Source organism: Ottowia sp. VDI28 (assembly GCF_049532675.1).
GTDB lineage: Bacteria > Pseudomonadota > Gammaproteobacteria > Burkholderiales > Burkholderiaceae_C > Ottowia.
On record NZ_CP149820.1, the window covers coordinates 1,196,053 to 1,218,858 of the forward strand.

The following is a 22,806-nucleotide window of genomic DNA, read 5'->3' on the forward strand; positions in this document are numbered from 1 at the left end:
GGGTGATCAGCGGCGGACCTTGCTGGCGAACAAACCTTGCGGGCGGAGCATCAGGATGACCACGATGATGGACAGCGTGAGCACCTTGGCCATCGAGCCGCCCATGAAGAATTCGCTGACCGATTGCGCCTGGGCAATGCCGAAGGCCGAGACCACGGTGCCGAGCAGGCTGGCCGCGCCGCCGAAGGTGACGACCAGGAACGCATCCACGATGTAGAGCGATCCGGCGGTGGGGCCGGTGGAGCCGATGGTGGTGAAGGCGGCGCCGGCCACGCCGGCGATGCCGCAACCGATGGCGAAGGTGAACCGGTCGGTCTTCTTGGTGTCGATGCCGACCGCATCGGCCATCACGCGGTTGCTGACCGTGGCGCGCACCCGCAGGCCCCAGCGGCTCTTGTAGAGCGCGAGCAGCACGCAGGCGGTGACGACGGCGGTGAGGCCCAGCACGAACATGCCGTTGATGGGAATATCCAGGCCTTCAGCGGGTGACCATGAGCCCATCAGCCATTCCGGCAGCGTGGGGCTGACTTCCTTGGGGCCGATGAAGGTGCGGAACGCCTGTTGCAGCGCCAGGCTCACGCCCCAGGTGGCCAGCAACGTGTCCAGCGGGCGCTTGTACAGATGCCGGATCAGCGCCCATTCCATCAGCCAGCCGGCAGCGAACGAGATCAGGAAGGCGCAGGCGATGGCCAGCGGAAAATACCAGGTGGTGGCCGTGCCGCCCACCGATTCGGCGAGGGTCGAGCCCAGGAAAATCGTATAGGCGCCGATGGTCATGAACTCGCCATGGGCCATGTTGATGACGCCCATCTGTCCGAAGATGATGGCCAGGCCCAGGCCCATGAGCAGCAGCACCGCGAACAGGCTCAGGCCCGCGAAGCCCTGCATCAGGCCAATGTTGAGCATGTCGTGGAAATCCATGGTGCGGCTCCGAAGGCGAGGACGAGAAAAAATTGATCCGGCAGGAGGACCGATCGATGGAGCGGTCGATGGAAGAAGCCGCGGCGCCATCGCGCCGCGGCAAGAGGCCCTGGCCCTATTGATAGCCCTTGGGGAACGGATCGGGTTTGATCAACTCGGGTGACTCGGAGACCACCTTGAACGTGCCATCGGCTTGTCCCATCGCGATGCGCGACTTGCTCCACAGGTGGTGGTTCGCGTCGATCTTCACGTAGCCCTCGGGGGCAGTCTTGAGTTCGATGCCGGGCGAAGCGGCCGCCACCTTGTCCACATCGAAGCTCTTGGCTTTCTCGACCGCCGCCTTCCACAGCCAGGGTCCGAGATAGGCGGCCTGCGTCACGTCGCCGATGACGCCGTTGTTGCCGTATTTGGCTTTGAACGCGGCCACGAACTTCTTGTTGTTCTCGTTGTCCAGCGTCTGGAAGTACTTCATCGACGAGTAGAAGCCCTTGAAGTTTTCGCCGCCCACGCCGGTCATTTCATCCTCGGTGACGGAGAGCGTGATCAGCAATTGCTTGTCGCCGGTGATGCCGGCGGCCTTGAGCGCTTTGTAGAAGGCCACGTTGGAGCCGCCCACGACCGCACAGAAGATGCAGTCGGGTTTTTGCAACTTGATCTTGTTGACCAGCGAGCCGAAATTCATGGCGGTGAGCGGGTAGTACTCTTCGCCGACGACCTTGCCTTTCTGGAAGTTCTCGATGTGCTTGCGCGCGATCTTCATCGAGGTGCGCGGCCAGATGTAGTCGGAGCCGATCAGGAAGAAGGTCTTGGCGTTCTTTTCCTTCTTCGCCCAGTCCAGGCTGTAGAGAATCTGCTGCGTGGCTTCCTGGCCGGTATAGATCACGTTCTTGGACTGTTCCAGGCCTTCGTAGAAGGTCGGGTAGTACAGCAGGCCGTTCTCTTTCTCGAAAATGGGGAGCACGGCCTTGCGCGAAGCGGAAGTCCAGCAGCCGAAGATGGCGGCGCAGCGGTCGTTGATGAGCAGCTTCTTGCTCTTCTCGGCGAAGGTGGGCCAATCCGAGGCGCCGTCTTCCTTGATGACCTTGATCTTGCGGCCCAGGATGCCCCCGGCCGCATTGATCTGGTCGATGGCGAGCTGTTCGGCCTGGATGGATCCCGTCTCGGAGATGGCCATGGTGCCAGTGGACGAATGCAGGATGCCCACCGTCACCTCGCTGTCGGTCACGGCCAGCTTGGTGGTGTTGACCGAGGCGGTGGGCTGCCCGAAACTCCAGGCCGGCAGGCCCGCCAGACCGGCGGCGCCCAGCGCCTGGAGTATGCGGCGGCGGCTGGCTTCGGGCGTCTCAAGCAGGGGCGCTGCGGACTCGGTGGAAAACTTGTTCATGCGCTTAACTCCTAGGGCTGGTTGAGGAAGCCGCTGCTCGTGGTGGGCGGCTTGGCGCTAGATTAGGGAAGACCCTCATTCGCGCCCATACGTCAAATAACGTAAGCGGGGCGCGCGTTCGCTGGGCACGTTTCTTGCAGCTTGTGCCGCACTGGCTTGAAGCTGATGAACCGGACCGACCGCACCATTCCCATCGTCCCGCAGCAGATCTTCGGATCGCGGCGCAAGTACAACTCGTGGGTGGCCGACGAGACCATGGAGGACTACGCCCTGCGCTACACGCCGCGCAGCTTCCGCAAATGGAGCGAGTGGCGGGTGGCCAACACGGCGTTCGGCTCGCTCTCGTTCCTGGCGCTCGAAGCCATCGGCGGCGCCATCGCCGTGAACTACGGGTTCTCCAATGCGATGTGGGCCATTCTGGTGGTGGGGCTGCTGATCTTCCTGACAGGGCTGCCCATCGCCTACTACGCGGCGCGGCACGGGCTGGACATGGATCTGCTGACGCGGGGGGCGGGCTTCGGGTATTTGGGATCCACGATCACCTCGCTGATCTATGCCGTCTTCACTTTCATCTTTTTCGCGTTGGAAGCGGTGATCATGGGATTGGCGGTGCAGATGGCCACGGGTTGGTCATTGCCGCTGTGCTATTTGCTCTCGTCGCTGGTCGTGGTGCCGCTGGCGATCCGCGGGGTCACCCTCATCAACCGGTTGCAGGCCTGGACCCAGCCGCTGTGGTTGTTTCTGCTGGTGCTGCCTTTCATCTGGATAGGCCTCTCGCAGCCCGGTCTCTACCGCGAGTTCGCCAGCCTCTCGGGCCTGAAGTCCGGCTCCAGCGAATTCTCTCCACTGATGTTCGGCGCCGCTGCCACGATCATCTTCGCGCTGGTGGTGCAGATCGGCGAGCAGGTGGATTTCCTGCGTTTCCTGCCGGAGAAAAACCATGAGAACCGCTGGCGCTGGTGGGGCGCCGTACTGGTCAGCGGGCCAGGCTGGATCGCCATGGGCATGCTCAGGATGGCGGGCGGCGCTTTCCTGGCCTTCGTGGCCATGCAGTTCGAAGTCTCTCCCGGGCGCGTCACTGAGCCTACCCAGATGTATCTGATCGGCTTCACGCAGTCGATAGGCATGCCAGCGGTGGCGGTGGCCGTCACGGTGGTTTTCGTCATCGTCTCGCAGATCAAGATCAATCTCACGAATGCCTATGCCGGTTCGCTGGCGTGGTCGAATTTCTTCGCGCGCATCACGCGCAGCCACCCGGGCCGCGTGGTCTGGCTGGTGTTCAACGTCGCCCTGGCTACCTTGCTCATGCTGCTGGGCGTGTTCAGCGGCCTGGAGAAGGTGCTGGGCCTGTATAGCAATGTGGCTATCGCCTGGGTGGGCGCGCTGGTGGCCGATCTTGTCATCAACAAGCCGCTGGGCCTGAGCCCTCGGGGCATCGAGTTCCGGCGCGCTTACCTCTACGACTTCAATCCGGTTGGCATCGGCGCGATGCTGGTAGCTGCCGTGGTAGCTTCCACGGCCTACGCGGGCCTGATGGGGGAGGCCGCGGCAGCCTTCTCGCCTTTCATCGCCCTGGGCCTAGCCATGGTGCTTTCGCCACTGCTGGCCGTGCTGACCCGCGGGCGCTATTACCTGGCCCGCGTGCCGCGGGACGAATGGACGCCCGGTCAACCGGTGCGCTGCGCGGTCTGCAACAACCAATTCGAATCCGAGGACATGGCCACCTGCCCCGCGTTCGGCGCGCCGATCTGCTCGCTGTGCTGCTCGCTCGAGTCGCGTTGCCACGACCGCTGCAAGGTCGACGCGCGAGGAGCCGACCAGATCCGGCTCTGGCTTCTTGCGCTGCTGCCGGACCGGTTGGCCGCACGGGTGAACTTCCGGCTGGGGCAATACCTCATGGTGTTCATGACGCTGAGTGCCGTCATGGCCTTCTTTTTCGGCGTTGTCTTCGCGCAGGAAAGCGCGCATGGCCGCGCCGCCGAGCTGCAATGGCCCTTCCTGAAGGTGTTCGCGCTGCTGGCCGCGCTGGCTGCCGTGGCGGCCTGGTGGATCGTCCTCACCAACGACAGCAGGCGCATCGCGCAAGACGAGTCGGAGCGGCAAACGCAATTGTTGCTCAAGGAGATCGATGCCCACCGCCGCACCGACGCGGAACTGCAATCGGCGCGCGACCATGCTGAAACCGCCAATCTGGCCAAGACCCGCTATGTGGCCGGCATGACACACGAGCTGCGTACCCCGCTCACCAGCATCCTGGGCTATGCCCAGCTTCTGCTCAGGAACCCCGAGGTCGAGGGGCCTGCGCGCGACATGGTCGCCACCATGCAGCGCAGCGGCCAGCACATGCATGCGCTGATCGACGATTCCCTGGACCTGGCGCGCATCGAGGCCAATCGCTTGAGGCTCGATCCCTCGCCCCTGCCGCTGGGGCCTCTGATTGAAGACGTGGAACGCATGGTGCGCTTGCAGGCCGAAGCCAAGGGCTTGCGCTTCGTGATAGCGATCGAAGGTGAACGGCCGGACTGGATCAGCGCGGACGCCAAGCGCCTGCGGCAGCTTCTGATCAATCTGCTGAGCAATGCCGTCCGTTTCACCGAGCGGGGCGAAGTTTGCCTGCGCATGGATTTCCGGCAACAGGTGGCCCGTATTGAAGTGGCCGATACCGGCATCGGGATCGCCGAGCAGGACCAGGAGCGCATCTTCATGCCTTTCGAGCGCGGTTCGGCCGGCCGGCGCTCGGCCGAAACCGGCACCGGCCTGGGCCTGACCATTACCCAATTGATCGCGCAGATGATGGGCGGCGAGCTGTCCCTGCGCAGTGCGCCCGGGCAGGGCAGTGTGTTCACCTTGCGCCTGTATCTGCCCCGTGTGGCGTCCGAGGCGGTTCCTCCGGAGCGCGCCGCCCAGGTCTTGCGGCCGGTGACGGGTTACGAAGGCCCGCGCCGTACCCTGCTCGTGGTCGACGATCAGCCGTTGCACCGGCAACTGCTGGCTGGGTTGCTGGTGCCGCTGAATTTCGAGGTGCGCGAGGCGGCCAGCGGCCAGGAATGCCTGGAAATCCTGGAGCGGGCGCTGCCTGATCTGCTGCTGCTGGATATATCCATGGATGGCCTTGATGGCTGGGAGACTGCGCGACGCGTGCGCGACCGCCTGGATGCCGCTCAACTGCCGGTGGTCTTTGTCTCGGCCAACCTGTTCGACAACCAGAGCGATGACATCCGCCAGGCCAGGTGCCAGGGATTTATCGCCAAACCGGTGATGGAGTCGGAGCTGCTGGAGACGATCGAAAACGTGCTGGGTTTGCGCTGGACACGCGACGAGCCTGTTACCCCTGTTGCCCCTGTTACCGTGGCCACGCTGAGCGCCGATGCGCCGCTGGCGGGGCTGCCGGCCGAGTGGCAAGGCGATCTTTTGCGCATGGCGCGCCAAGGCCGGGCCGCTGCCCTGCGGCAACGCCTTCGCGAAGCCGGTGCAGGGCAGCCTCCCGTCGAGGCGGCTGCGCTGGCGGTACTCCAGGCGCGCCTGGACCGGTTCGATTTTGATGGCCTGATCGGCCTGCTTCAACTTTCACACGACTCTCTCCATGACCACTCCTCTCCCTGATCTTCCGCCTGCCCAGCCTGTGATCCTTGTCGTCGAAGATGCGCTGGATACGCTTCAATTGTTGTGCGAGGCGCTGACCTTGGAAGGCTATGACGTGCTCGCTGCCCGCGATGTGGACGAAGCGCTCGAACGCTTCATGGTGACCGTGCCCGACGGCGTACTGCTGGATGCCGTGATGCCAGGCCGCGATGGCTTCTCGCTGTGCGCGCAGATCAAGGCCACGCCAGCCTGGACGCATGTGCCGGTGCTCTTCATGACCGGGCTTTCAGATACCGATCAGATCATCAGAGGGTTCGCGAGCGGCGGTGTGGACTACGTGGTCAAGCCTTTGCGCTTGCCGGAGGTGATGGCGCGGCTGGCTACCCATGTGCGCAATGCGCGGGTGTCCCGGCTCGCTCAGGAGGCGGTGGAGGTGGCCGGCATGGGGAGTGTGTTGCTCGATTCGCAGGGCCGCGTGGCCTGGTGCTCTCCGCAAGTCCGCGACTGGCTGGGCGACCCCACACTGCCTGCCTCCACGGAGTGGCTGCGGCGGGCCGTGATCCACGGCGAGGCCAGCGGTGGTTCGGGCCCCAAGGGCCGGCTGTTGGCACGCTACATGGGCCAGGGCCATCCTGGTGAATCCATGCTGCTGCTGACCCCGCAGCGGACAACAATCCCGCTGCCGACCGCTTGCGCCAGGCCTCGCTGACGCCGCGAGAGACCGAGGTGCTGAGTTGGCTGGCCAAAGGAAAGACCAATCGCGATATCGCGGATATTCTGGGTATGAGTCCGCGCACGGTGAACAAGCATCTCGAGCATGTGTTCGCCAAGCTGGGGGTGGAGACGCGCAGTGCGGCGGTGGCGATCGCGGCGGCACATGGGGGTGTGGGGGGATGAGGGGCGCGCTTGTCTCTACCCTGCAAACGATAACTATCCCCGCATGGCATTGCGAACCTCCGCGAATCTCCCCCAGAACGCCGCATCCTGCGTAGTAGCGAAGTTGATGCGCATCAAGGTGCTGGGCCTCCTCTCGGCATGGAACACCGCGCCGGGGGCCAGCAGGTACCCATCGTCCAGCATACGCACCGCCAGTTGATCCGTATCCACCCCCGTATCGACCCAGCCGAACATGCCCGCCGGCTCGGCAGCCAGCGTGCAGCCATGCTGCAGCGCTAATTTCACGCTGCGGCTGCGCGCGGCATCCAACCGGGTGCGGATGCGCTGGGCATGGCGGCGCAGAAGGCCTTGCTCGATGCAGTGCGCCAGCGCGCGCTCCAGCAGGCTGGCCGTGGTGAGGGTCGAGAGCAGCTTGGTGTCCAGCAGCGGCTCCAGCAGGCCGGGCGGCGCGGCCAGAAAACCAATGCGCCAGTTGGGCGCCAGGATCTTGGCGAAGCCGCCCACATACAGGGTGCGCCGCAGGCCGTCGAGTTGCGTCAACCGAGTGGCGTGCACGGGAGCCAGGTGGCCATAGCAGTCGTCTTCGGCAATATGAAAATCATATTGCTCGGCCAGGCGCAGCAGTTGATGCGCATTGGTGGGGGTGATGCTGCCGCCGGTCGGGTTGTGCAGCACGCTCACGCTGATGAAGAGGCGAGGGGCAGCAGGCGTGCCGGCATGGGCCTGGCAATAGCGCTCCATCACCTCGAGATCCGGCCCGTCAGGGCGGCGCGGCACGGGCAGCATACGAACGCCCAGGGCGGCCAGGCGGGTGAATTCCACCGACCAGCCCGGCTCTTCCACCATCACGCTGTCGCCTGGTTTGAGCAGCGTGCGGCTGATGATGTCCAGGGCGTTCGTGGCGCCCACGGTGGTGATGATCCGCTCAGGGTCCGCGGCAATGCCCATGTCTCCCAGACGTGCAGCCAGCACGCGGCGCAGCCAGGCATCGCCCATCGGGTCTCCGTAGCGCACGCTCACATCGCGCAGGGCTGAGCTGCTGGAGACCTTGCGCAGGGAAGTTACCAACGGGTCGGTGGCGATCCATGCCGGGGGGAGCATGCCAACACCCGGCTGCGGCTTGTCGTCCTGATAGGAGAACATGCCGCGCATGAGCGTGGCGGCGTTGATCCCCGCGGCATACTGGGGAGCGGCGCCCGGCGCGTGGATCAGTCTTGGCGGGATGGCGGCGGCGGCTGGAGGGCTGGATACATGAGGGGGCTTCCGCGCCCGGTCCCGCACGAAGAAGCCCCGGTTGCGGCGGGCTTCCACCAGGCCTTGCGCCAGCAATTGGTCGTAGGCCGCGACCACGGTGGACGGGCTCACCCCCTGCTGCTCGGCGCACTGGCGCACGCTGGGCAGGCGGGTGCCCGGGGCCAGCAGGTGGTCGCGGATGTGCGCCGCGAAGCGGGCGGCCAGTTGGTCGGACAGCGGCTGAGAGGCAGAACGCAGCAGCATGCGGATTCCGTGTGTTGTGAATAGACTCTATGGGAGCTCGCGCTCCTGGCGGGCGCGGCCATCCGGACTTGGCGAGCTTTCTTTGGCGCAAGTCCTGCTCCGAAAACTGTGTGGCCGCCGCAAACAATACAGTCAATATTCTGACCCTGTCAACTGTATTGCTTGTGTACTGAAATATTCGCTACATTGGATACCATGCCGCCGAACGAATTCGCCGCGCTGCTGATGCTGGCTACTGCCGCCAGCTTCACACCCGGACCCAACACCACCCTGGCTACCGCGCTGGCGGCCAACAGGGGCTTGGGTGGCGCCATGCGCTTCGTGTGCGCAGTGCCTGCCGGCTGGGCAGCGCTGCTGGTGCTGTGTGTGCTGGGTTTGGGCGCGCTCCTGGTGGCCTGGCCGCCGTTGCACTGGGCGGTGCTGGCCTTCGGGGTCGGCTATATGCTGTGGCTGGCGGCGCGGTTGGCGCGTTCCGACCGGCTGTCCCAGGCCGACGAGGCCCGCCTCGATGTGAACTTCCGGGAAGGCGTGTTCCTCCAATTCCTGAACATCAAGGCCTGGATGCTGGCGCTGTCCATCGTAGGCGGCTGGATTGCTGGCCGCCCTGACTGGGGCACCCGCACCCTGCTGGTGCTGCCGGTGATGATGGGGTTCGCCTTTTTCAGCAATCTCAGCTATGCCCTGCTGGGCTCGCTGCTGCGCCAGTGGCTGGCGCAGGGGCGGCGCCTGCTGTGGTTCAACCGCTTGATGGCCTTTGCGCTGCTGCTAACCGCCATCTGGATGGTGTGGAGCGTGGCGGGGAGCGCTTCTCATGGGTAATACGACGTCAGCTTCCGCTCTGCAGGGCGACGCGCGCCTGCTGGCTGGTTTCTGGCTCGGAGTGCTGGGCGTGGCTTGCTTTGCCATCACGCTGCCGGCCACCCGGCTGGCCACGGGCACGGAGGCCGATCCACAACTCACGCCCGCCTTTGTCACGCTGGGGCGCGCGGCACTGGCGGGGCTGCTTTCCGTGGCTTTCCTGGTCTTGACACGCTCGCCTTGGCCCAAGCGCGAACACTGGCCGGCGCTGGGGTTCGCCATCGCGGGCAACGTCGTGGCCTACCCCCTGCTTCTTGCGCTGGCGCTGCGCAGCGTCACGGCCACGCATGCGGCTGTCATCACGGCGCTGTCACCGCTGGCCACGGCGGTCGTGGCGGCCTGGGCGCTGGGCCAGCGTGCCCGCCCGGGTTTCTGGATCTGCGCCGTCGTGGGAAGTGCGCTGGTGGTCGTGTTTGCCTGGATGCGGGCCGATACCCAGGGCGGCTTCGGCTTCGACAAGGCTGATCTGCTGCTGATGGTGGCTGTCGTGTCAGCATCGATCGGCTATGTGTATGGCGCCAAGATCACCCCGGAGCTCGGCGCCGAGCGCGTGATCTGCTGGGTATGCGCGGGCGCGCTTCCCTCACGCTGCCCGCCGCGATATGGCTTTGGCCGGCCGAGGCGGGCGCCATCAGGCCGGCGAGCTGGGGCGCGTTTGCATACGTCGGCTCGGTCTCGATGTGGGCCAGTTTCTTCGCGTGGTATCGCGGCCTCGACTGGGGCGGTGCCCTGCGCGTGAGCCAGACGCAGCTTCTGCAGCCGTTCATTTCCATGCTCTTTGCCTGGCCGTTGCTGGGTGAGCGGCTGGATGCGATCTCGGTCGGCTTCGCGCTGGCCGTGGTGGCCACTATTTTCATCAGCCGGAGGGTGCGATGACTCCGATGAGTCCCTTTGCCCTGAATCTCAAGCCGCCTTATTACGCGGTCATCTTCGCCAGCCAGCGCACGGAGGGCGACGATGGCTACGCCGCCACGGCGCAGCATATGGCGGAGCTGGCGGCCCGGCAACCTGGTTACCTCGGGGCCGAAAGCACGCGCGACGAGGCTGGCTTCGGTATCACGGTGGCCTATTACGACAGCCTGGAGGCCATTGCCGCCTGGCGCCGCCATGCCGAACACACGCTGGCGCGCGAACAGGGCCGCGAGCGCTGGTACCAGCACTTCGAGGTGCGCATCGCCAAGGTGGAGCGCGCCTACAGCTTCGATCGCGGCGCGGTCTCCTGACGCCCACCGGATTTTCCTGACACTCCCACCTGCCAAGACCTTTCAGTCCCACTACCCATCATGAACGCGATTGCTCCCACCTCTCCCTGGTTCCTGGCCGAACGTGCCCATTCCATGAACCCCTCGGCCATCCGTGAAATCCTCAAGGTGACCGAGCGTCCGGGTATTCTCAACTTCGCGGGCGGCCTGCCTTCACCGGAGACTTTCCCCATCGACGCCATGCGCGCGGCCTGCGCCAGCATCCTCGCAGAGGGCAGCGCCATCGCCAAGCCCTCGCTGCAGTACGCCGCGAGCGAAGGCCTGCCGGAGCTGCGCCAGTGGGTGGTCACGGAGATGGGCAAGCACGGGGCGGTGATTTCGCCCGACCAGGTGCTGATCACCACCGGCAGCCAGCAGGGGCTGGATCTGATCGCCAAGGTGCTGATAGACAAGGGTGTGCCGGTCATGGTCGAGACGCCTACCTATCTGGGCGCCCTGCAGGCCTTCTCTCCCATGGAGCCACGCATTGAAAGCGTGAGCAGCGACGATGAAGGTGTGCAGCCCGAAGCCCTGCGCGAACAACTCAAGGGCATGGCCGAGCGGCCGCGCTTCATGTATCTGCTGCCCAATTTCCAGAACCCCACGGGCCGCACCATGCCGGAAGCCCGGCGTGAGGCCGTGCTGGCCGTCTGCCGCGAGCATGGGCTCCCGATCGTTGAGGACAATCCCTATGGCGAGTTGTGGTTCGATCAGGCGCCGCCCAAGCCGCTGTTGGCCCGCTGGCCGGAAGGCGTGATCTACCTGGGCTCGTTCAGCAAGATCCTGGCGCCCGGCTTGCGCCTGGGCTTCGTGATCGCGCCGCCCGCGCTGTATCCGAAGCTGCTGCAAGCCAAGCAGGCCGCTGATCTGCACACGCCAGGCTTCAACCAGCGCCTGGTCGCTGAAGTGATCCGCGACGGCTTCCTGGACCGGCATGTCCCCACCATCCGCGCGCGCTATCACGCTCAGCGCGACGCCATGGTGGCGGCCCTGGCGCGCGAGTTGGGGCCTACGGGCGCCAAGTGGACGGAGCCGAGCGGCGGCATGTTCATCTGGGTACGCCTGCCCGAGGGGTTGAACGCCCAGGCGCTGCTGCCTGCAGCGGTCGATGCAGGCATGGCCTTCGTGCCGGGCGCTCCGTTCTATGCCCAGGAGCCGGACACACGCACCATGCGCCTTTCGTTCGTGACTTCCACGCCGGATGAGATAGATCGTGGCATGGCGGCGCTGAGCAAGGTGGTGCGGCAGGCGCTTGCCGTTGGCGGTAAATCGCCATGACGCGGCACCGCCCTTTCGCGCAAATCGACGTTTTCAGCGCGGTCCCTGGCTATGGCAACCCCGTGGCCGTGGTGCTGGACGGCAGCGGCCTCGACGATGCGGACATGCAGCGCTTCGCACGCTGGACCAATCTCTCGGAAACCACCTTCGTGCTGCCGCCGACCGATCCTCAGGCGGACTATGCCTTGCGCATTTTCACGCCAGGCGGCGAGCTGCCGTTCGCCGGCCACCCCACGCTGGGATCGTGCTTTGCCTGGCTGGCGGGAGGCGGCCGGCCCAAATCCGCCGGACGGATCGTGCAGCAATGCGCCAACGGGCTGGTGCCGATTCGCCGGGAGGGCGAGCGCCTGGCCTTCGCTGCGCCGCCCAGCCGGCAAGAGGCTCCATCACCGGCCATGCTGGCCAAAGTAGCGCAAGCGCTGGGTGTTCAGGCCGGGCAGGTGCTGCGCGCGCAGTCGCTGAACAACGGGCCGGTGTGGCTCGCCCTCCAGTTGGACAGCGCCGATACCGTGTTGGCGCTCGAGCCGAACCATGCGCAACTGGCCTCTCTGGGGCAGAAGATCGGTGTGGTTGGCCTCCACCAGCCGCAGGCCGCCACGCAACTGATATCCAGATCAAGCCGTGAAGCGCGTGCCTTCGGTAACGGCGGCCACCGCGAGGCGCCTTTGATCGAAGTGCGCGCCTTCGCTGCGCCTATTGGCGTGGCAGAGGATCCGGTGACGGGCAGCCTCAACGCCAGCCTGGCGCAGTGGCTGATCGAGGCGGGCGAGCTGCCCGCGAGCTACACCGCCGCGCAGGGGACGGCACTGGGCCGCGCCGGCCGCGTTCATGTGTCGCGCGACGACGAAGGCCAGGTCTGGGTGGGCGGCGACTGCGTCGGCCTGATCCGGGGCGAGGTATTTTTGTAGAAAGGGTTGATGATGTTCACGCTGTCGGAGTTGCTGTTGTTTGCGGTTGCGGCGCTTGTGTTGGTGCTCACGCCTGGGCCCAATATGGTGTATTGCGTCTCGCGAAGTCTTGTCCAGGGGCCGCGCGCCGGGTTGGTATCGTTGACGGGGGTGGTGCTCGGCTTTGTCGTGCACCTGCTGGCGGCTTCGCTGGGCCTCACGGCACTGTTGATCGCCGTCCCCATGGCCTTTGATGTCATCCGCATTGCAGGCGCGGCTTACTTGCTGTGGCTGGCCTGGTCGGCGGTCAAGCCGGGCGGCGCGGCGCCGTTCGAGCCGCGCGCGTTGGCGCCCGATGGCCCGCGCAAGCTGTTCGCAATGGGTTTCATGACCAACCTGCTCAATCCGAAGGTGGCCATGTTCTACCTGTCGTTCTTTCCGCAGTTCCTGCACCCTGAACGCGGGAACTGGCTGTTGCAGTGCCTGTTGCTCGGTGCATTGCAGATCGGTATCAGCGGTGGCGTCAATGCGCTGCTGGTACTGGGTGCGGGCGGTGTGTCGCGGTTCCTCAATCGCAGCCCGCGCTGGATCGCCGCGCAGCGCTGGGTGATGGGCGGCGTGCTGACCGCATTGGCGCTGCGCCTGCTGACTGAAAAACGCCCTGCAGCCTAAGAACGTGTTTACGATCTCCTCGCGGGTCCGTTGCGCCCGTTGCACGGCGCCCGCAAAAACCGCGTCTGCGGCGTTGAAAATACTCGCGATACCACGAGGTATCCCTGCGTTTTTCGCCTTGCAGCCACCATTTTTCGATCACAACGGCCCTCGCGCCGAGATCGTAAACACGTTCTAATGGCACATCCTGAAACCGCGGCGCTGCCCACGCTGGCCCAGATCGAAGCTGCCGCCAGCGTCGTCTACCGCGAATTTCCGCCCACACCTCAATACCGTTGGGCACTGCTTTCAGAGCGGCTGGGAACGGATTGCTGGGTGAAGCACGAAAACCATACCCCGGTCGGAGCGTTCAAGATCCGCGGCGGCTTGACCTATTTTCATGAGTTGGCCAGGCAGGGTGAGCTGCCCAAGGAGGTGGTCAGCGCCACGCGCGGCAACCACGGCCAGAGTATCGGCTGGGCGGCGCGTGCGCATGGAGTAGGCTGCACCATTGTGGTCCCGCGCGGGAATTCGGCCGAGAAAAATGCCGCCATGCGCGCGCTTGGCGTGCAGCTCATCGAGCACGGTGACGATTTCACCGAAAGCGCCGACTATGCCCGCCAACTGGCTGCCGAGCGTGGGGCGCTGATGGTACCCAGCTTCCACATGGATCTGGTGCGCGGCGTGGCCACCTATTGGTGGGAATTCCTGCGCGCGGTGCCGGATCTGGAGGTGGCCTACGTGCCTATTGGCTTGGGCTCGGGAGCCTGCGCCGCCATCGTGGCCAGGCAAGCCTTGAATCATCCGGTGCGCATCGTGGGCGTCGTGAGCGCGCATGCCAGAACATACGCGGATTCGATCGCGGCTGGCCGTGTCGTCGAGGCCGCTGTCAGTACCCGGCTGGCTGATGGCATGGCGGTGCGGCGAGCCGACGAGCGGGCGCTCGAGTTGCTGGCGCGCCATCTCGATCATGTGGTGGCGGTCACCGATGAAGAAGTCGCCGCATCCATGCGTGCGCTCTACGAAGACACGCACAACCTGGCCGAAGGCGCGGGGGCCGCGGCATTTGCGGCGGCGCTTCAAGAAAGAAGCCAACTGGCCGGCCGCCGCGTTGGCGTGGTGGTCACGGGGGCCAACGTGGATGCCTCCCTGATGAGTGCTGTGCTGAACGAAGGCTGATCGCTCTTAGAACGTGTTTACGATCTCGGCGCAACGGACCCGCGAGGAGATCGTAAACACGTTCTTAGGTTCATGCGTCGCCAACGATCTCCGAAATGTTGACGGCTGAATTCAGCACAGCCCTGCTCAATTGCTCGATATATTTCTCGTCATATCTGTCCGACAAGCCGCCCACGCCCACCGCGATGTAGGGCGGGGCGCCGCGCTTTAGAACGGGCGCGGCTACAGCGGTCATCCCCATGACCGATGCGTTGGTGGACACCGCGAAACCGCGTTTGCGAATGAGCGCGAATTCTTTCAGAAGCGCGGGTATATCGAGCGTGTCTCGCACCGAGGCAGGCAGCTGATGGAGCAGCGTTGCAGGGTCGGGCTGGAACGCCAGAATGGCCTTGCCTGAAGCCGTCCGGTGGGCAGGAACCCGCCTGCCAGCGGTGACCTGCGCAACGAGCGGGTAGGGTGCGTCGAGGCTGTCAAGATACAGCACCTCCATTCCTTGCAGCACGGACAAATAAGGGCTCTCGTTGGTCTGCTGCCTCAGCATGCGCAGTATGGGCTGGCCTGCCCGCTTGATCGGATGCCGCCCAATGATGGCCGAGCCCTGCTCCCACAGCTTGAGAGTGGCGGAATAGCGGCCGGTGTCATCGTCCTTCTGCACGTATCCCAGGTCCAGCAGCGTGTTGAAGATGCGGTGGACATTGCTTTTGTCCAGATCCAGGGCGCGCGCAACGGCGCTGACCCCCACGGGGGTATCCGATCGGCTGAGGATTTCCAGCGACGCCACCACCTTCGCGATCACCGAATCCATGCGCGGCCGTTCGGCATCTTCCGCGTCCTCGATGTCGACTTTGCCTTTCATTCCCATATTTGCTTTCCCAATGTGCGTCCCGAAGATTCGGCTGCAACAGCGTTTCAAGAAGTCTTGACGGGTGAGTCTAGCCGGAGCGGCGTATTCGTTGCCGGCGTACGTGGCGCCCCATATCCCGGTGGTGAGTAAAGCCAGCGTCTGGTCTTGAATAAAGGGAAAACCCTTATTTTTGATGGTTGCAAGATCAGTTTAAAGAACTATCATATCTTTCATTGCAACGATGTTTTATTCAATACAACAATGGATTTTGAGAATCTTCAATATTGCCGTGCCGCCCGCAACGGCCGCATCCTCGAAGTCACGTTGAACCGCCCCGAGGTCATGAATGCCCTGTACTCTCCGGCGCATTTCGAGTTGAGCCGGGTCTGGGATGCGTACGCGGCCGATCCTGAGCTCTGGGTCGCCATCGTCACGGGCGCGGGTGACCGCGCTTTCAGCGCAGGAAACGATCTCAAGGCCACCGCGGCCGGTGTCAAGCGTGAATACGTACCCGATGGATTCGGCGGCCTTGTTTCGCGTTTCGATCTCCAGAAGCCGGTGATTGCGGCGGTCAACGGCATTGCCATGGGCGGCGGTTTCGAGTTGGCCTTGGCCTGCGATCTGATCATTGCTTCCGAGCACGCGTTCTTCGCCCTGTCGGAGCCGCGGGTGGGTCTGGCTGCGATCGGCGGTGGCATGCACCGCCTGGTTCGTTCTCTGCCCATGCAGACCGCCATGGGTATTCTGCTCACGGGGCGCCGCGTGACTGCTCAGGAGGGGCTTCAACTGGGCTTCGTGAACGAAGTCGTGCCCATGGGGCAGGCCATGGAGGGGGCCCGGCGATGGGCAGCCCAGATTCTGGAGTGCTCACCCGTTTCCATCAGGACCACCAAGACAGCGGCCTTGCAGGGCTTGTCGGCCACGGATCTCGAGTCGGCATTCCGTACCCAATACCCAGTGGTGATGGAAATGATGCAAAGCGAGGACTTCATCGAAGGCCCTCTCGCATTCACCGAGAAACGCAAGCCGGTCTGGCGCAACCGCTAAAGGAGCGATCCCTTGACGCAGGAAACCAAAAGCTCATCGGAGATGCCGATGGCCGGCATGCGGGTGCTGGACCTCACGCAAGCCTATCTCGGCCCTTACGCCACCTTCCTCATGGCCAAGGCTGGGGCGGAGGTCATCAAGGTCGAACCTCCCGGCGGCGAGATCACACGGCTGCGCTCGGCCGTGAACCCTGGCGCCACTTTGCCATTTGCGCTGATCAACACGAACAAGCGCAGCATGACATTGAACCTGAAGTCTGAAGGGGGCCGCGCGCTGTTCCTGGCACTGGCGCGGGAGGCTGACGTGGTGATCGAGAACTTCGCGCCGGGTGTGATGGACAGGTTGGGGGTGGGCTGGGAAGTCCTGCGTGCCATCAATCCCAGGCTTGTCTATGCAAGCGGCACGGGCTTTGGCTTGAGCGGAGAGGGGCGGGACCGGCAGGCGATGGATGTCTGTATCCAGGCTGTCTCGGGGGTCATGAGCATCACCGGAGCGCCTGATGGCCCACCGATGAAGGCAGGCCCGGCCCTGGCGGATTTTCACTCGGGCATCCACTTGTATGCGGCGACCGTGACGGCTTTGCTGCGCCGTGCCCGTACGGGCGAAGGAGGGCTGGTGGAGGTGGCGATGCAGGAAACCATGGTGCCGGCCTTGGCATCCAGCCTCGGGGTGCTGCACGAGACGGGGGAGCCGCCACCGGCTACCGGCAACCGCCATGGTGGCCTTGCCCTGTGTCCGTATTCCGTGTACCCGGCACGCGATGGTTGGGTGGCCATCGCGGCAGTCACTGATGGCCATTGGCAGGCGCTGGCCCGCACGATGGAGCAGCCCGGGCTTGCGCAGGATGAACGCTTCCGCCACACGGCGGAGCGCTGCAAGCGCATGGAGGAGGTCGACGGACTCGTGGGTGAATGGACATCGGCCCTCGGCAAATACGAAGTAGCGGAGCGTTTGGCTCGGGCGCGCGTGCCTGTGGCACCGGTCCGCAATCTGAAGGAGGTCATGGAGGATCCGCAGATGCTGGCGCGCGGCATGCTGGAGCGGATCGAAGACCCTTTGCTCGGCACGATCACCGTGCCCTCCACGCCTTTGCGGCTGCACGGCGTCCCGCTTCCCGCCACGGTTCGGCGGCCGGAAGTTGGCGAGCACACCGAACAGGTCCTGCACGAAGTGCTGGGGCTCGGCACGGCGGCGGTGACCGAGCTGCGAACCGCGGGGGCGCTCTAGGAACGCGACCACGTTCCAAGGCTTCCCGGCCACACGACTTAGAAATCAAGGAGACATCATGCGATTGAAATTCGCCCTTTCGGCCACCTTGTTGGCGCTGTTGGCGTCAACCACAGCCTTGGCGCAGCCTGGCGCCGCCTATCCCGACCGGCCCGTCAAGGTGGTCGTGCCCTTCGCCCCGGGAGGGGGCGGCGATATCGCCGCCCGGGTCATCAGCGAGCAGCTTCACAGGACACTCAAGGTGCCGGTGATCATTGAAAACCGTCCTGGCGGCAACGGCATCGTGGGGGCGGGCTACCTGGCCAAAGCCCCGCCGGATGGCTACACCATCGGCTACAGCACCAACACGGTTCACGCTGGCGGCCTCGCGGTTTTCAAGACCATGCCGTTTCATCCTGTTGATGATTTCGCGCCTGTCGCATTGACCGTCAGTTCGCCGCTGGTTCTTGCCGTCAAGGGCGAGAATCCCGCGAAGACGGAGGCCGAGCTGCGTGCCTGGATTCAAGCCAATCCCAAGGATGCAAGCTATAGCTATCATAATGGTAGCAGCCAGACCCTGGGCAATCTGTACATGAAGAGAATCCAGGCGGCAGGGTTGGCCGTGCCCTATGTGTCGCCCGTGGCGGCGTTGACCGACGTGAGCGGTGGCGTCACGGCATTTGGCTTCTATGAGCCAATGGCCGCCAAACCGCTCATCGATTCGCAGCGTGTCCGCCCGCTGGTGGTCTCTTCTCATGCCCGGCTGCCCATGCTTCCGGCCGTGCCGACCCTGTTGGAGGTCGGCCTGCGCGATATCGAAGTGCGGTCCTGGGGCGGCTTCTTCGCACCGGCTGGAACACCGCAGCCCATCATCAAGGCATTGGCCGAGGCCGTGAAAGGCGCGCTTGAGCAGCCCTCGGTGAAAGCGAAACTCCAGGGGCTTGGCATGACGGTGGAGTATTTGCCGGACACCAAGTTCCGGGATTTCATCGCCGCGGATTCGCGCCAATGGAAGGCGTGGTATCAGGAAGCAGGGATCCAGCCGCAATGAGCGCTCCATTCATGGCAATTCTTTCCCGAACCGGGGGAGCCGCATCATGATGCATGCAGCATTGACTGGCGCTGCCAGCACCTCTGTCGGACGCTTGCCGGACAGCAGCTGCAAATCGCTGCACCTGAAGGCGAGCCAGGCGGCCGTCGCGGATGCGGGCTTGTCGCTGAACGACATCGATGGCCTGCTGTGTGCCTACTCGACGACAGAGCCCCACATGATGCTGTCCTCGGTGATGGCTGAATACATGGGTATCCGTCCCGGATTTATGAGTTCCGTGTCCATGGGCGGTGCCACCGCGGCCATTCTGGTCATGACGGCGGCTGCGCTCGTGCAGCAGGGCTACTGCCGGCATGTGCTTGTCGTGACGGGAGACAACCGGCTTTCCGGCATGGGCCGCGCCGCGCAAACCATGTTGGCGGGCGGTACCCTGCAACAGTTCGAGCAGCCCTATGGGCTGTCCGTGCCGGCAGCCTATGCGCTCGTCGCGCGGCGGTACATGCATGAATACGGCGTGACCGAGGAACACCTGGCCGCGGTGGCCGTGACGCAGCGGCATTATGCCGCCGCCCACCCGAAAGCGCACTTCACCGCGCCGCTCAGCATGGAGCAGGCCCTGGCCGCCCGGTATGTGGCTTCGCCCCTGAGGCTGTATGACTGCTGCCCGGTGTCCGATGGCGCGGCGGCGGTGATCGTCAGCAGCGCCGCTGCGATGCGCGATGGCCGCGCGCCGGGAGTGCGTTTGCTGGGGGCCGGGCAGGGGCATACCCACGAGCATCTTGTCGCGGCCCCTTCGTTGACGGATTTCGGCTGCCATCAAGCTGCGGAGACCGCCTTCGCCCGGGCGGGGGTCCGTCCGGACGAGATCGACGTCGCGCAGATCTACGACTCGTTCACCATCACGCTGCTTGTGGAGCTGGAGTCCATGGGGTTCTTCGAACGCGGAGAGGCAGGGCCTGCCGCGCTGGCGGGTGAGCTGGGCCCCTCTGGCCGGCTGCCTTGCAATACCCATGGCGGATTGCTGTCGTACGGGCATTCCGGGGCCGCTGGCGGCATGTTCCATATCGTCGAAGCCGTGCAGCAGCTGCGCGGACAAGCCGGCGCGCGCCAGATCGACGATGCCCGCCTCGCCTTCGTGCATGGCGATGGCGGGATTCTTTCGGCGCACTGTTCCCTTGTTCTGGGGAGGGATTGACTTTGTCACCTGAAACTTCCATGAAACCGGTGCCCGTGCCGACGCCCGAGACCGAGGCCTTCTGGGAAGGCTGTGCGCAGGGGCGTTTTCTGCTCCAGCACTGCGGCCACTGCGGCCACGTGCAGTTCTATCCGCGCCCGCTCTGCATGCAGTGCCACGGCACAGGCCTGGAATGGCGAGCCGCCGGCGGCGGCGGGTGCATCCACAGCTACACCGTTGTCCATCGCGGTCCGGGGCCTGCCTTCGATGCGGATGTGCCCTATGGCCTGGTTCTGGTGGATCTCGACGAGGGCCCACGAATCATGGCCAACCTGCGCGGAGCCTGCGAGGACATCGAAATCGGCAGCCGTGTACGGCTGTACTTCGAAGAGCGCGGCGGCATTCATCTTCCGCAGGTCGAACTCAACACCGTGCCATCACACCATCCGAAGACCTCAGAAAAATTCTCCCCATGACGCAGACCTTACCGGGCCTCATGAGCCACGCACCCCTGCTGGTGTCCTCCCTGATCGACCATGCGGCAAGGCACCACCGGGGTGGTGAGATCGTTTCCCGCCTGGGGGACGGCAGCCTGCATCGCTACCGCTACCCTGACTGCCGGCGCCGCGCGATGCGCCTGGCTTCCGCGCTCGAGCGCTCCGGCCTGCAGCCGGGCACGCGCGTGGCCACCATTGCATGGAATGGATTCCGTCACCTGGAGTTGTACTTCGGAGTCGGCGGAATGGGCGCAGTTTGCCACACCATCAATCCCCGGCTGCATCCTGATCAGATTGCCTACATCATTCGCGATGCCGCGGATCAGATGGTGTTCTTCGACGTGGAGTTCGCGGGCCTGGTTGGCGAGATCGCAGGTCTCTGCCCGGAGGTCCGGCACTGGGTCGCGCTATGCGATGCGCACGAGGTACCCGCTGGCGCGAAGCTTCCCTGGAAAGCTACGAGGCCCTGTTGGAGAGAGGTTGCGAAGACTACCAATGGCCGGTGTTCGATGAGTCCGCGGCTTGCGGCCTTTGCTACACATCAGGGACCACCGGCCAACCCAAGGGCGTCCTGTACACGAACCGGTCCACGGTGCTGCATGCCTATGCGGCCTCGTTGCCCAACGCCATGAACCTATCGTCGCACAGCGTGGTGATGCCCGTGGTGCCCATGTTCCATGTCAACGCCTGGGGCATCCCCTACGCGGCGCCGTTGAATGGTGCCAAGCTGGTTCTGCCGGGGCGCATGCTCGATGGCGCCTCGCTGCATGCTCTGATCGAAGCCGAGGGCGTGACTTTCGCCGCGGGCGTTCCCACTATCTGGCTATCGCTTCTGGAGCACGTGGAGCGGAATTCCGGAAGGTTTGATGCCTTGCGGGAAGCCGCCATCGGCGGCTCGGCATGCCCTGCCTCCATGGTGGACCGTTTCCACGCGCTTGGCGTGGACGTCGTGCATGGCTGGGGCATGACGGAGACATCCCCTCTTGGGTGCCTGTCACGGCTGAGTCCCGGCCATACGGATCTGCCGCTGGAAGAACGGCGCCGCATCCTGCAGAAGCAAGGCCATGCGCTTTTCGGAATCGACATGAAGATCGTGGATGGACGCGGGGCGGAGCTGCCCTGGGACGGCCGCAGCTTCGGCGACCTGATGGTCCGCGGGCCCTGGGTGCTGGAGCGCTACTACGGGGCGGATCGCCCAGCCGGGGAGGGTGGTTGGTTCGCGACCGGAGACGTCGCCACCATCGATCCCGGCGGCGCGATGCAGATCATGGACAGAACCAAGGACATCATCAAGTCAGGGGGCGAGTGGATCAGCTCGATCGATGTCGAAAGCATTGCCATGGCGCATCCCGATTTGCTGGAGGCCGCCTGCATCGCGGCTGAGCATCCCAAGTGGGGCGAGCGCCCGCTCCTCATCGCCGTGGCGCGCCCTGGCGCTGAAGTTTCCGCAGGCGATGTGCTTCGCTTCTTCGAAGGCAAGGCCGCCAAGTGGTGGATTCCAGACGAGGTCGTTTTCGTCGAAAGCCTTCCACACAACGCCACCGGCAAGGTGCAGAAGCGTGATTTGCGCGAGCGCTACGCGGGGCTTCTCGCATGAACAACCACGAAACCAACCAGGCCCACGAGGCCGATGAAAGGTGAATCCATGAGACTGCTCAATCTATTCGCGGGAGCGCTGATGATGGCGGGCGCGTGGTCAGGCCAGGCATTTGCCGCAGACTATCCGGAGCGGCCGATCAAGGTGGTCGTGCCGTTTGCGGCGGGAGGCGGTGCAGATGTCAACGGCAGGGTCGTGATAGACGAGATGAAGTCGGTCCTGGGTGCCACGATGCTGGTGGAAAACCGCCCGGGAGCAGGCGCGACCATCGGCGCCGAGCAAGTGGCCCGCGCGGCCCCCGATGGCTATACGCTGCTTTTCACCACAGGAACTTCGCACTCCGCGGCGCCTGCGCTGTTCAAGAAGCTGTCGTTCGATCCCATCAAGGATTTCACGCCCGTCGCCTTGGTCAACACGGGGCCGCTCATGCTGCTGGTCAATTCGAGTTCGCCTGTACGCGATCTGAAGGAACTGCTGGCCTGGATGAAGGCGAATCCGGCTCACGCGTTCTACGGCTACAGCAGCAGTACGTCTCGTGTGGCGGGCAATGAGATTGCGAAACGGTCGGGAATACCCCTCACGGCGGTACCGTACAACGGTGCCTCGCAGGTCATGACGGACCTGGCAGGCGGGGCGGTGGGCTTCACCTTTGTCGATATTGCCGCCGCGCGTCCTTTCCTGGAGGGCAAGCGGCTCAAGGCTATCGCAGTGACCTCTCTTCAGAGAACGGCCAGCTTTCCCGAGATTCCCACTGTCGCCGAAAGCGGCTTCGCGGGCTTCGAGACCATTGCCTGGGCTGGATTCTTCGCGCCAGCGGGAACCCCGAGCGCCATCGTGAACAAGCTCAGCGCATCGGTTCGTGTGGCGCTGGAGAAAACACGGGTCCGCGTGCACATGATTGCCGCTGGAGAGCCGGCCTACCTTCCTCCGGCGGAAATGGCCAGGTTCGTTCAGGCGCAACTTGTGTTCTGGACACAGAAGATCCGCGAAGCAGGGATCGAGCCTCAGTAGCGCG

The 22,806-nt window shown here is 64.5% G+C and carries 17 protein-coding genes and 3 pseudogenes; 16 read left to right on the forward strand and 4 right to left on the reverse strand.

Translation table 11 applies throughout. The annotated features are described in order from the left end of the window. Positions 1–6: 6 nt before the first annotated feature. Positions 7–921, reverse strand: a complete 915-nt coding sequence (gene urtB, locus WJU18_RS05565; protein WP_423459135.1) for an urea ABC transporter permease subunit UrtB — start codon at positions 919–921, stop codon at positions 7–9. 115 nt (positions 922–1,036) lie between these two features. Further along, on the reverse strand, positions 1,037–2,305 hold the full coding sequence (gene urtA, locus WJU18_RS05570) for an urea ABC transporter substrate-binding protein (protein WP_423459136.1): 1,269 nt from the start codon (positions 2,303–2,305) through the stop codon (positions 1,037–1,039). A gap of 165 nt (positions 2,306–2,470) precedes the next feature. Between urtA and WJU18_RS05575 the strand changes: the two genes are divergently transcribed. After that, on the forward strand, positions 2,471–5,908 hold the full coding sequence (locus WJU18_RS05575; RefSeq protein WP_423459137.1) for an ATP-binding protein: 3,438 nt from the start codon (positions 2,471–2,473) through the stop codon (positions 5,906–5,908). After that, positions 5,889–6,784, forward strand: a pseudogene (locus WJU18_RS05580) (response regulator). The gene WJU18_RS05575 and the pseudogene WJU18_RS05580 overlap by 20 nt, the downstream one beginning before the upstream one ends. Positions 6,785–6,817: 33 nt before the next feature. On the opposite strand, the gene WJU18_RS05585 reads toward WJU18_RS05580, so the two are convergent. After that, positions 6,818–8,281, reverse strand: a complete 1,464-nt coding sequence (locus WJU18_RS05585) for a PLP-dependent aminotransferase family protein (protein ID WP_423459138.1) — start codon at positions 8,279–8,281, stop codon at positions 6,818–6,820. Positions 8,282–8,476: 195 nt separating this feature from the next. Between WJU18_RS05585 and WJU18_RS05590 the strand changes: the two genes are divergently transcribed. The 7 genes and pseudogenes from WJU18_RS05590 to WJU18_RS05620 all read left to right on the forward strand — a co-directional run bounded on the left by WJU18_RS05590 (position 8,477) and on the right by WJU18_RS05620 (position 14,375). Continuing rightward, entirely contained in the window at positions 8,477–9,100 is a 624-nt protein-coding gene (locus tag WJU18_RS05590) for a LysE family translocator (RefSeq protein WP_423459139.1), read from the forward strand. Beyond that, a pseudogene (locus WJU18_RS05595) lies at positions 9,093–10,015 on the forward strand (DMT family transporter). Before WJU18_RS05590 ends, WJU18_RS05595 begins: the two are co-directional and overlap by 8 nt. A gap of 5 nt (positions 10,016–10,020) precedes the next feature. Beyond that, a complete protein-coding gene (locus WJU18_RS05600) occupies positions 10,021–10,362 on the forward strand; it encodes an antibiotic biosynthesis monooxygenase family protein (RefSeq protein WP_423459140.1) in 342 nt (113 codons plus the stop codon). Between the two features lie 60 nt (positions 10,363–10,422). Further along, positions 10,423–11,658 carry a PLP-dependent aminotransferase family protein gene (locus WJU18_RS05605; protein WP_423459141.1) on the forward strand — a complete coding sequence of 412 codons (1,236 nt, stop codon included), beginning with the start codon at positions 10,423–10,425 and terminating at the stop codon, positions 11,656–11,658. Beyond that, positions 11,655–12,566 carry a PhzF family phenazine biosynthesis protein gene (locus WJU18_RS05610; RefSeq protein WP_423459142.1) on the forward strand — a complete coding sequence of 304 codons (912 nt, stop codon included), beginning with the start codon at positions 11,655–11,657 and terminating at the stop codon, positions 12,564–12,566. Before WJU18_RS05605 ends, WJU18_RS05610 begins: the two co-directional genes overlap by 4 nt. Positions 12,567–12,578: 12 nt before the next feature. Beyond that, positions 12,579–13,217: a LysE family translocator gene (locus WJU18_RS05615; RefSeq protein WP_423460942.1), complete on the forward strand. Its 639-nt coding sequence runs from the start codon at positions 12,579–12,581 to the stop codon at positions 13,215–13,217. Between the two features lie 177 nt (positions 13,218–13,394). Then, entirely contained in the window at positions 13,395–14,375 is a 981-nt protein-coding gene (locus WJU18_RS05620; protein ID WP_423459143.1) for a threonine dehydratase, read from the forward strand. Positions 14,376–14,445: 70 nt separating this feature from the next. Here the strand turns inward: WJU18_RS05620 and WJU18_RS05625 are convergent, their stop codons facing one another. Next, positions 14,446–15,231 carry an IclR family transcriptional regulator gene (locus tag WJU18_RS05625; protein ID WP_423459144.1) on the reverse strand — a complete coding sequence of 262 codons (786 nt, stop codon included), beginning with the start codon at positions 15,229–15,231 and terminating at the stop codon, positions 14,446–14,448. A 249-nt stretch (positions 15,232–15,480) separates the two neighbouring features. Between WJU18_RS05625 and WJU18_RS05630 the strand changes: the two genes are divergently transcribed. The 7 genes and pseudogenes from WJU18_RS05630 to WJU18_RS05660 all read left to right on the forward strand — a co-directional run bounded on the left by WJU18_RS05630 (position 15,481) and on the right by WJU18_RS05660 (position 22,802). Beyond that, the gene (locus tag WJU18_RS05630) at positions 15,481–16,266 is read left to right on the forward strand and encodes an enoyl-CoA hydratase-related protein (RefSeq protein WP_423459145.1); all 786 of its coding nucleotides are present in this window, start codon (positions 15,481–15,483) and stop codon (positions 16,264–16,266) included. A 12-nt stretch (positions 16,267–16,278) separates the two neighbouring features. Then, positions 16,279–17,493, forward strand: coding sequence for a CaiB/BaiF CoA transferase family protein (locus WJU18_RS05635; protein WP_423459146.1), 1,215 nt, complete (start codon positions 16,279–16,281; stop codon positions 17,491–17,493). A 58-nt stretch (positions 17,494–17,551) separates the two neighbouring features. Next, on the forward strand, positions 17,552–18,523 hold the full coding sequence (locus tag WJU18_RS05640) for a Bug family tripartite tricarboxylate transporter substrate binding protein (RefSeq protein WP_423459147.1): 972 nt from the start codon (positions 17,552–17,554) through the stop codon (positions 18,521–18,523). A gap of 43 nt (positions 18,524–18,566) precedes the next feature. After that, positions 18,567–19,718 (forward strand): thiolase family protein, encoded by a 1,152-nt coding sequence (locus WJU18_RS05645; RefSeq protein ID WP_423460943.1) that lies wholly within the window; start codon positions 18,567–18,569, stop codon positions 19,716–19,718. A 20-nt stretch (positions 19,719–19,738) separates the two neighbouring features. Then, positions 19,739–20,173, forward strand: a complete 435-nt coding sequence (locus tag WJU18_RS05650; protein WP_423459148.1) for a Zn-ribbon domain-containing OB-fold protein — start codon at positions 19,739–19,741, stop codon at positions 20,171–20,173. Further along, positions 20,170–21,791, forward strand: a pseudogene (locus WJU18_RS05655) (3-(methylthio)propionyl-CoA ligase). Before WJU18_RS05650 ends, WJU18_RS05655 begins: the two are co-directional and overlap by 4 nt. A gap of 48 nt (positions 21,792–21,839) precedes the next feature. Continuing rightward, positions 21,840–22,802: a Bug family tripartite tricarboxylate transporter substrate binding protein gene (locus WJU18_RS05660; RefSeq protein WP_423459149.1), complete on the forward strand. Its 963-nt coding sequence runs from the start codon at positions 21,840–21,842 to the stop codon at positions 22,800–22,802. The last annotated feature ends 4 nt before the right edge of the window (positions 22,803–22,806 follow it).

Bases quoted from the DNA above. Each gene is read 5' to 3' on its own strand.
- WJU18_RS05640 (WP_423459147.1), top strand. From the start codon at position 17,552: ATGCGATTGAAATTCGCCCTTTCGGCCACCTTGTTGGCGCTGTTGGCG.
- WJU18_RS05620 (WP_423459143.1), top strand. From the start codon at position 13,395: ATGGCACATCCTGAAACCGCGGCGCTGCCCACGCTGGCCCAGATCGAA.
- WJU18_RS05650 (WP_423459148.1), top strand. From the start codon at position 19,739: ATGAAACCGGTGCCCGTGCCGACGCCCGAGACCGAGGCCTTCTGGGAA.
- WJU18_RS05630 (WP_423459145.1), top strand. From the start codon at position 15,481: ATGGATTTTGAGAATCTTCAATATTGCCGTGCCGCCCGCAACGGCCGC.
- urtA (WP_423459136.1), bottom strand. From the start codon at position 2,305: ATGAACAAGTTTTCCACCGAGTCCGCAGCGCCCCTGCTTGAGACGCCC.
- WJU18_RS05600 (WP_423459140.1), top strand. From the start codon at position 10,021: ATGAGTCCCTTTGCCCTGAATCTCAAGCCGCCTTATTACGCGGTCATC.
- urtB (WP_423459135.1), bottom strand. From the start codon at position 921: ATGGATTTCCACGACATGCTCAACATTGGCCTGATGCAGGGCTTCGCG.
- WJU18_RS05605 (WP_423459141.1), top strand. From the start codon at position 10,423: ATGAACGCGATTGCTCCCACCTCTCCCTGGTTCCTGGCCGAACGTGCC.
- WJU18_RS05615 (WP_423460942.1), top strand. From the start codon at position 12,579: ATGTTCACGCTGTCGGAGTTGCTGTTGTTTGCGGTTGCGGCGCTTGTG.
- WJU18_RS05590 (WP_423459139.1), top strand. From the start codon at position 8,477: ATGCCGCCGAACGAATTCGCCGCGCTGCTGATGCTGGCTACTGCCGCC.
- WJU18_RS05625 (WP_423459144.1), bottom strand. From the start codon at position 15,231: ATGAAAGGCAAAGTCGACATCGAGGACGCGGAAGATGCCGAACGGCCG.
- WJU18_RS05585 (WP_423459138.1), bottom strand. From the start codon at position 8,281: ATGCTGCTGCGTTCTGCCTCTCAGCCGCTGTCCGACCAACTGGCCGCC.
- WJU18_RS05660 (WP_423459149.1), top strand. From the start codon at position 21,840: ATGAGACTGCTCAATCTATTCGCGGGAGCGCTGATGATGGCGGGCGCG.
- WJU18_RS05610 (WP_423459142.1), top strand. From the start codon at position 11,655: ATGACGCGGCACCGCCCTTTCGCGCAAATCGACGTTTTCAGCGCGGTC.
- WJU18_RS05575 (WP_423459137.1), top strand. From the start codon at position 2,471: ATGAACCGGACCGACCGCACCATTCCCATCGTCCCGCAGCAGATCTTC.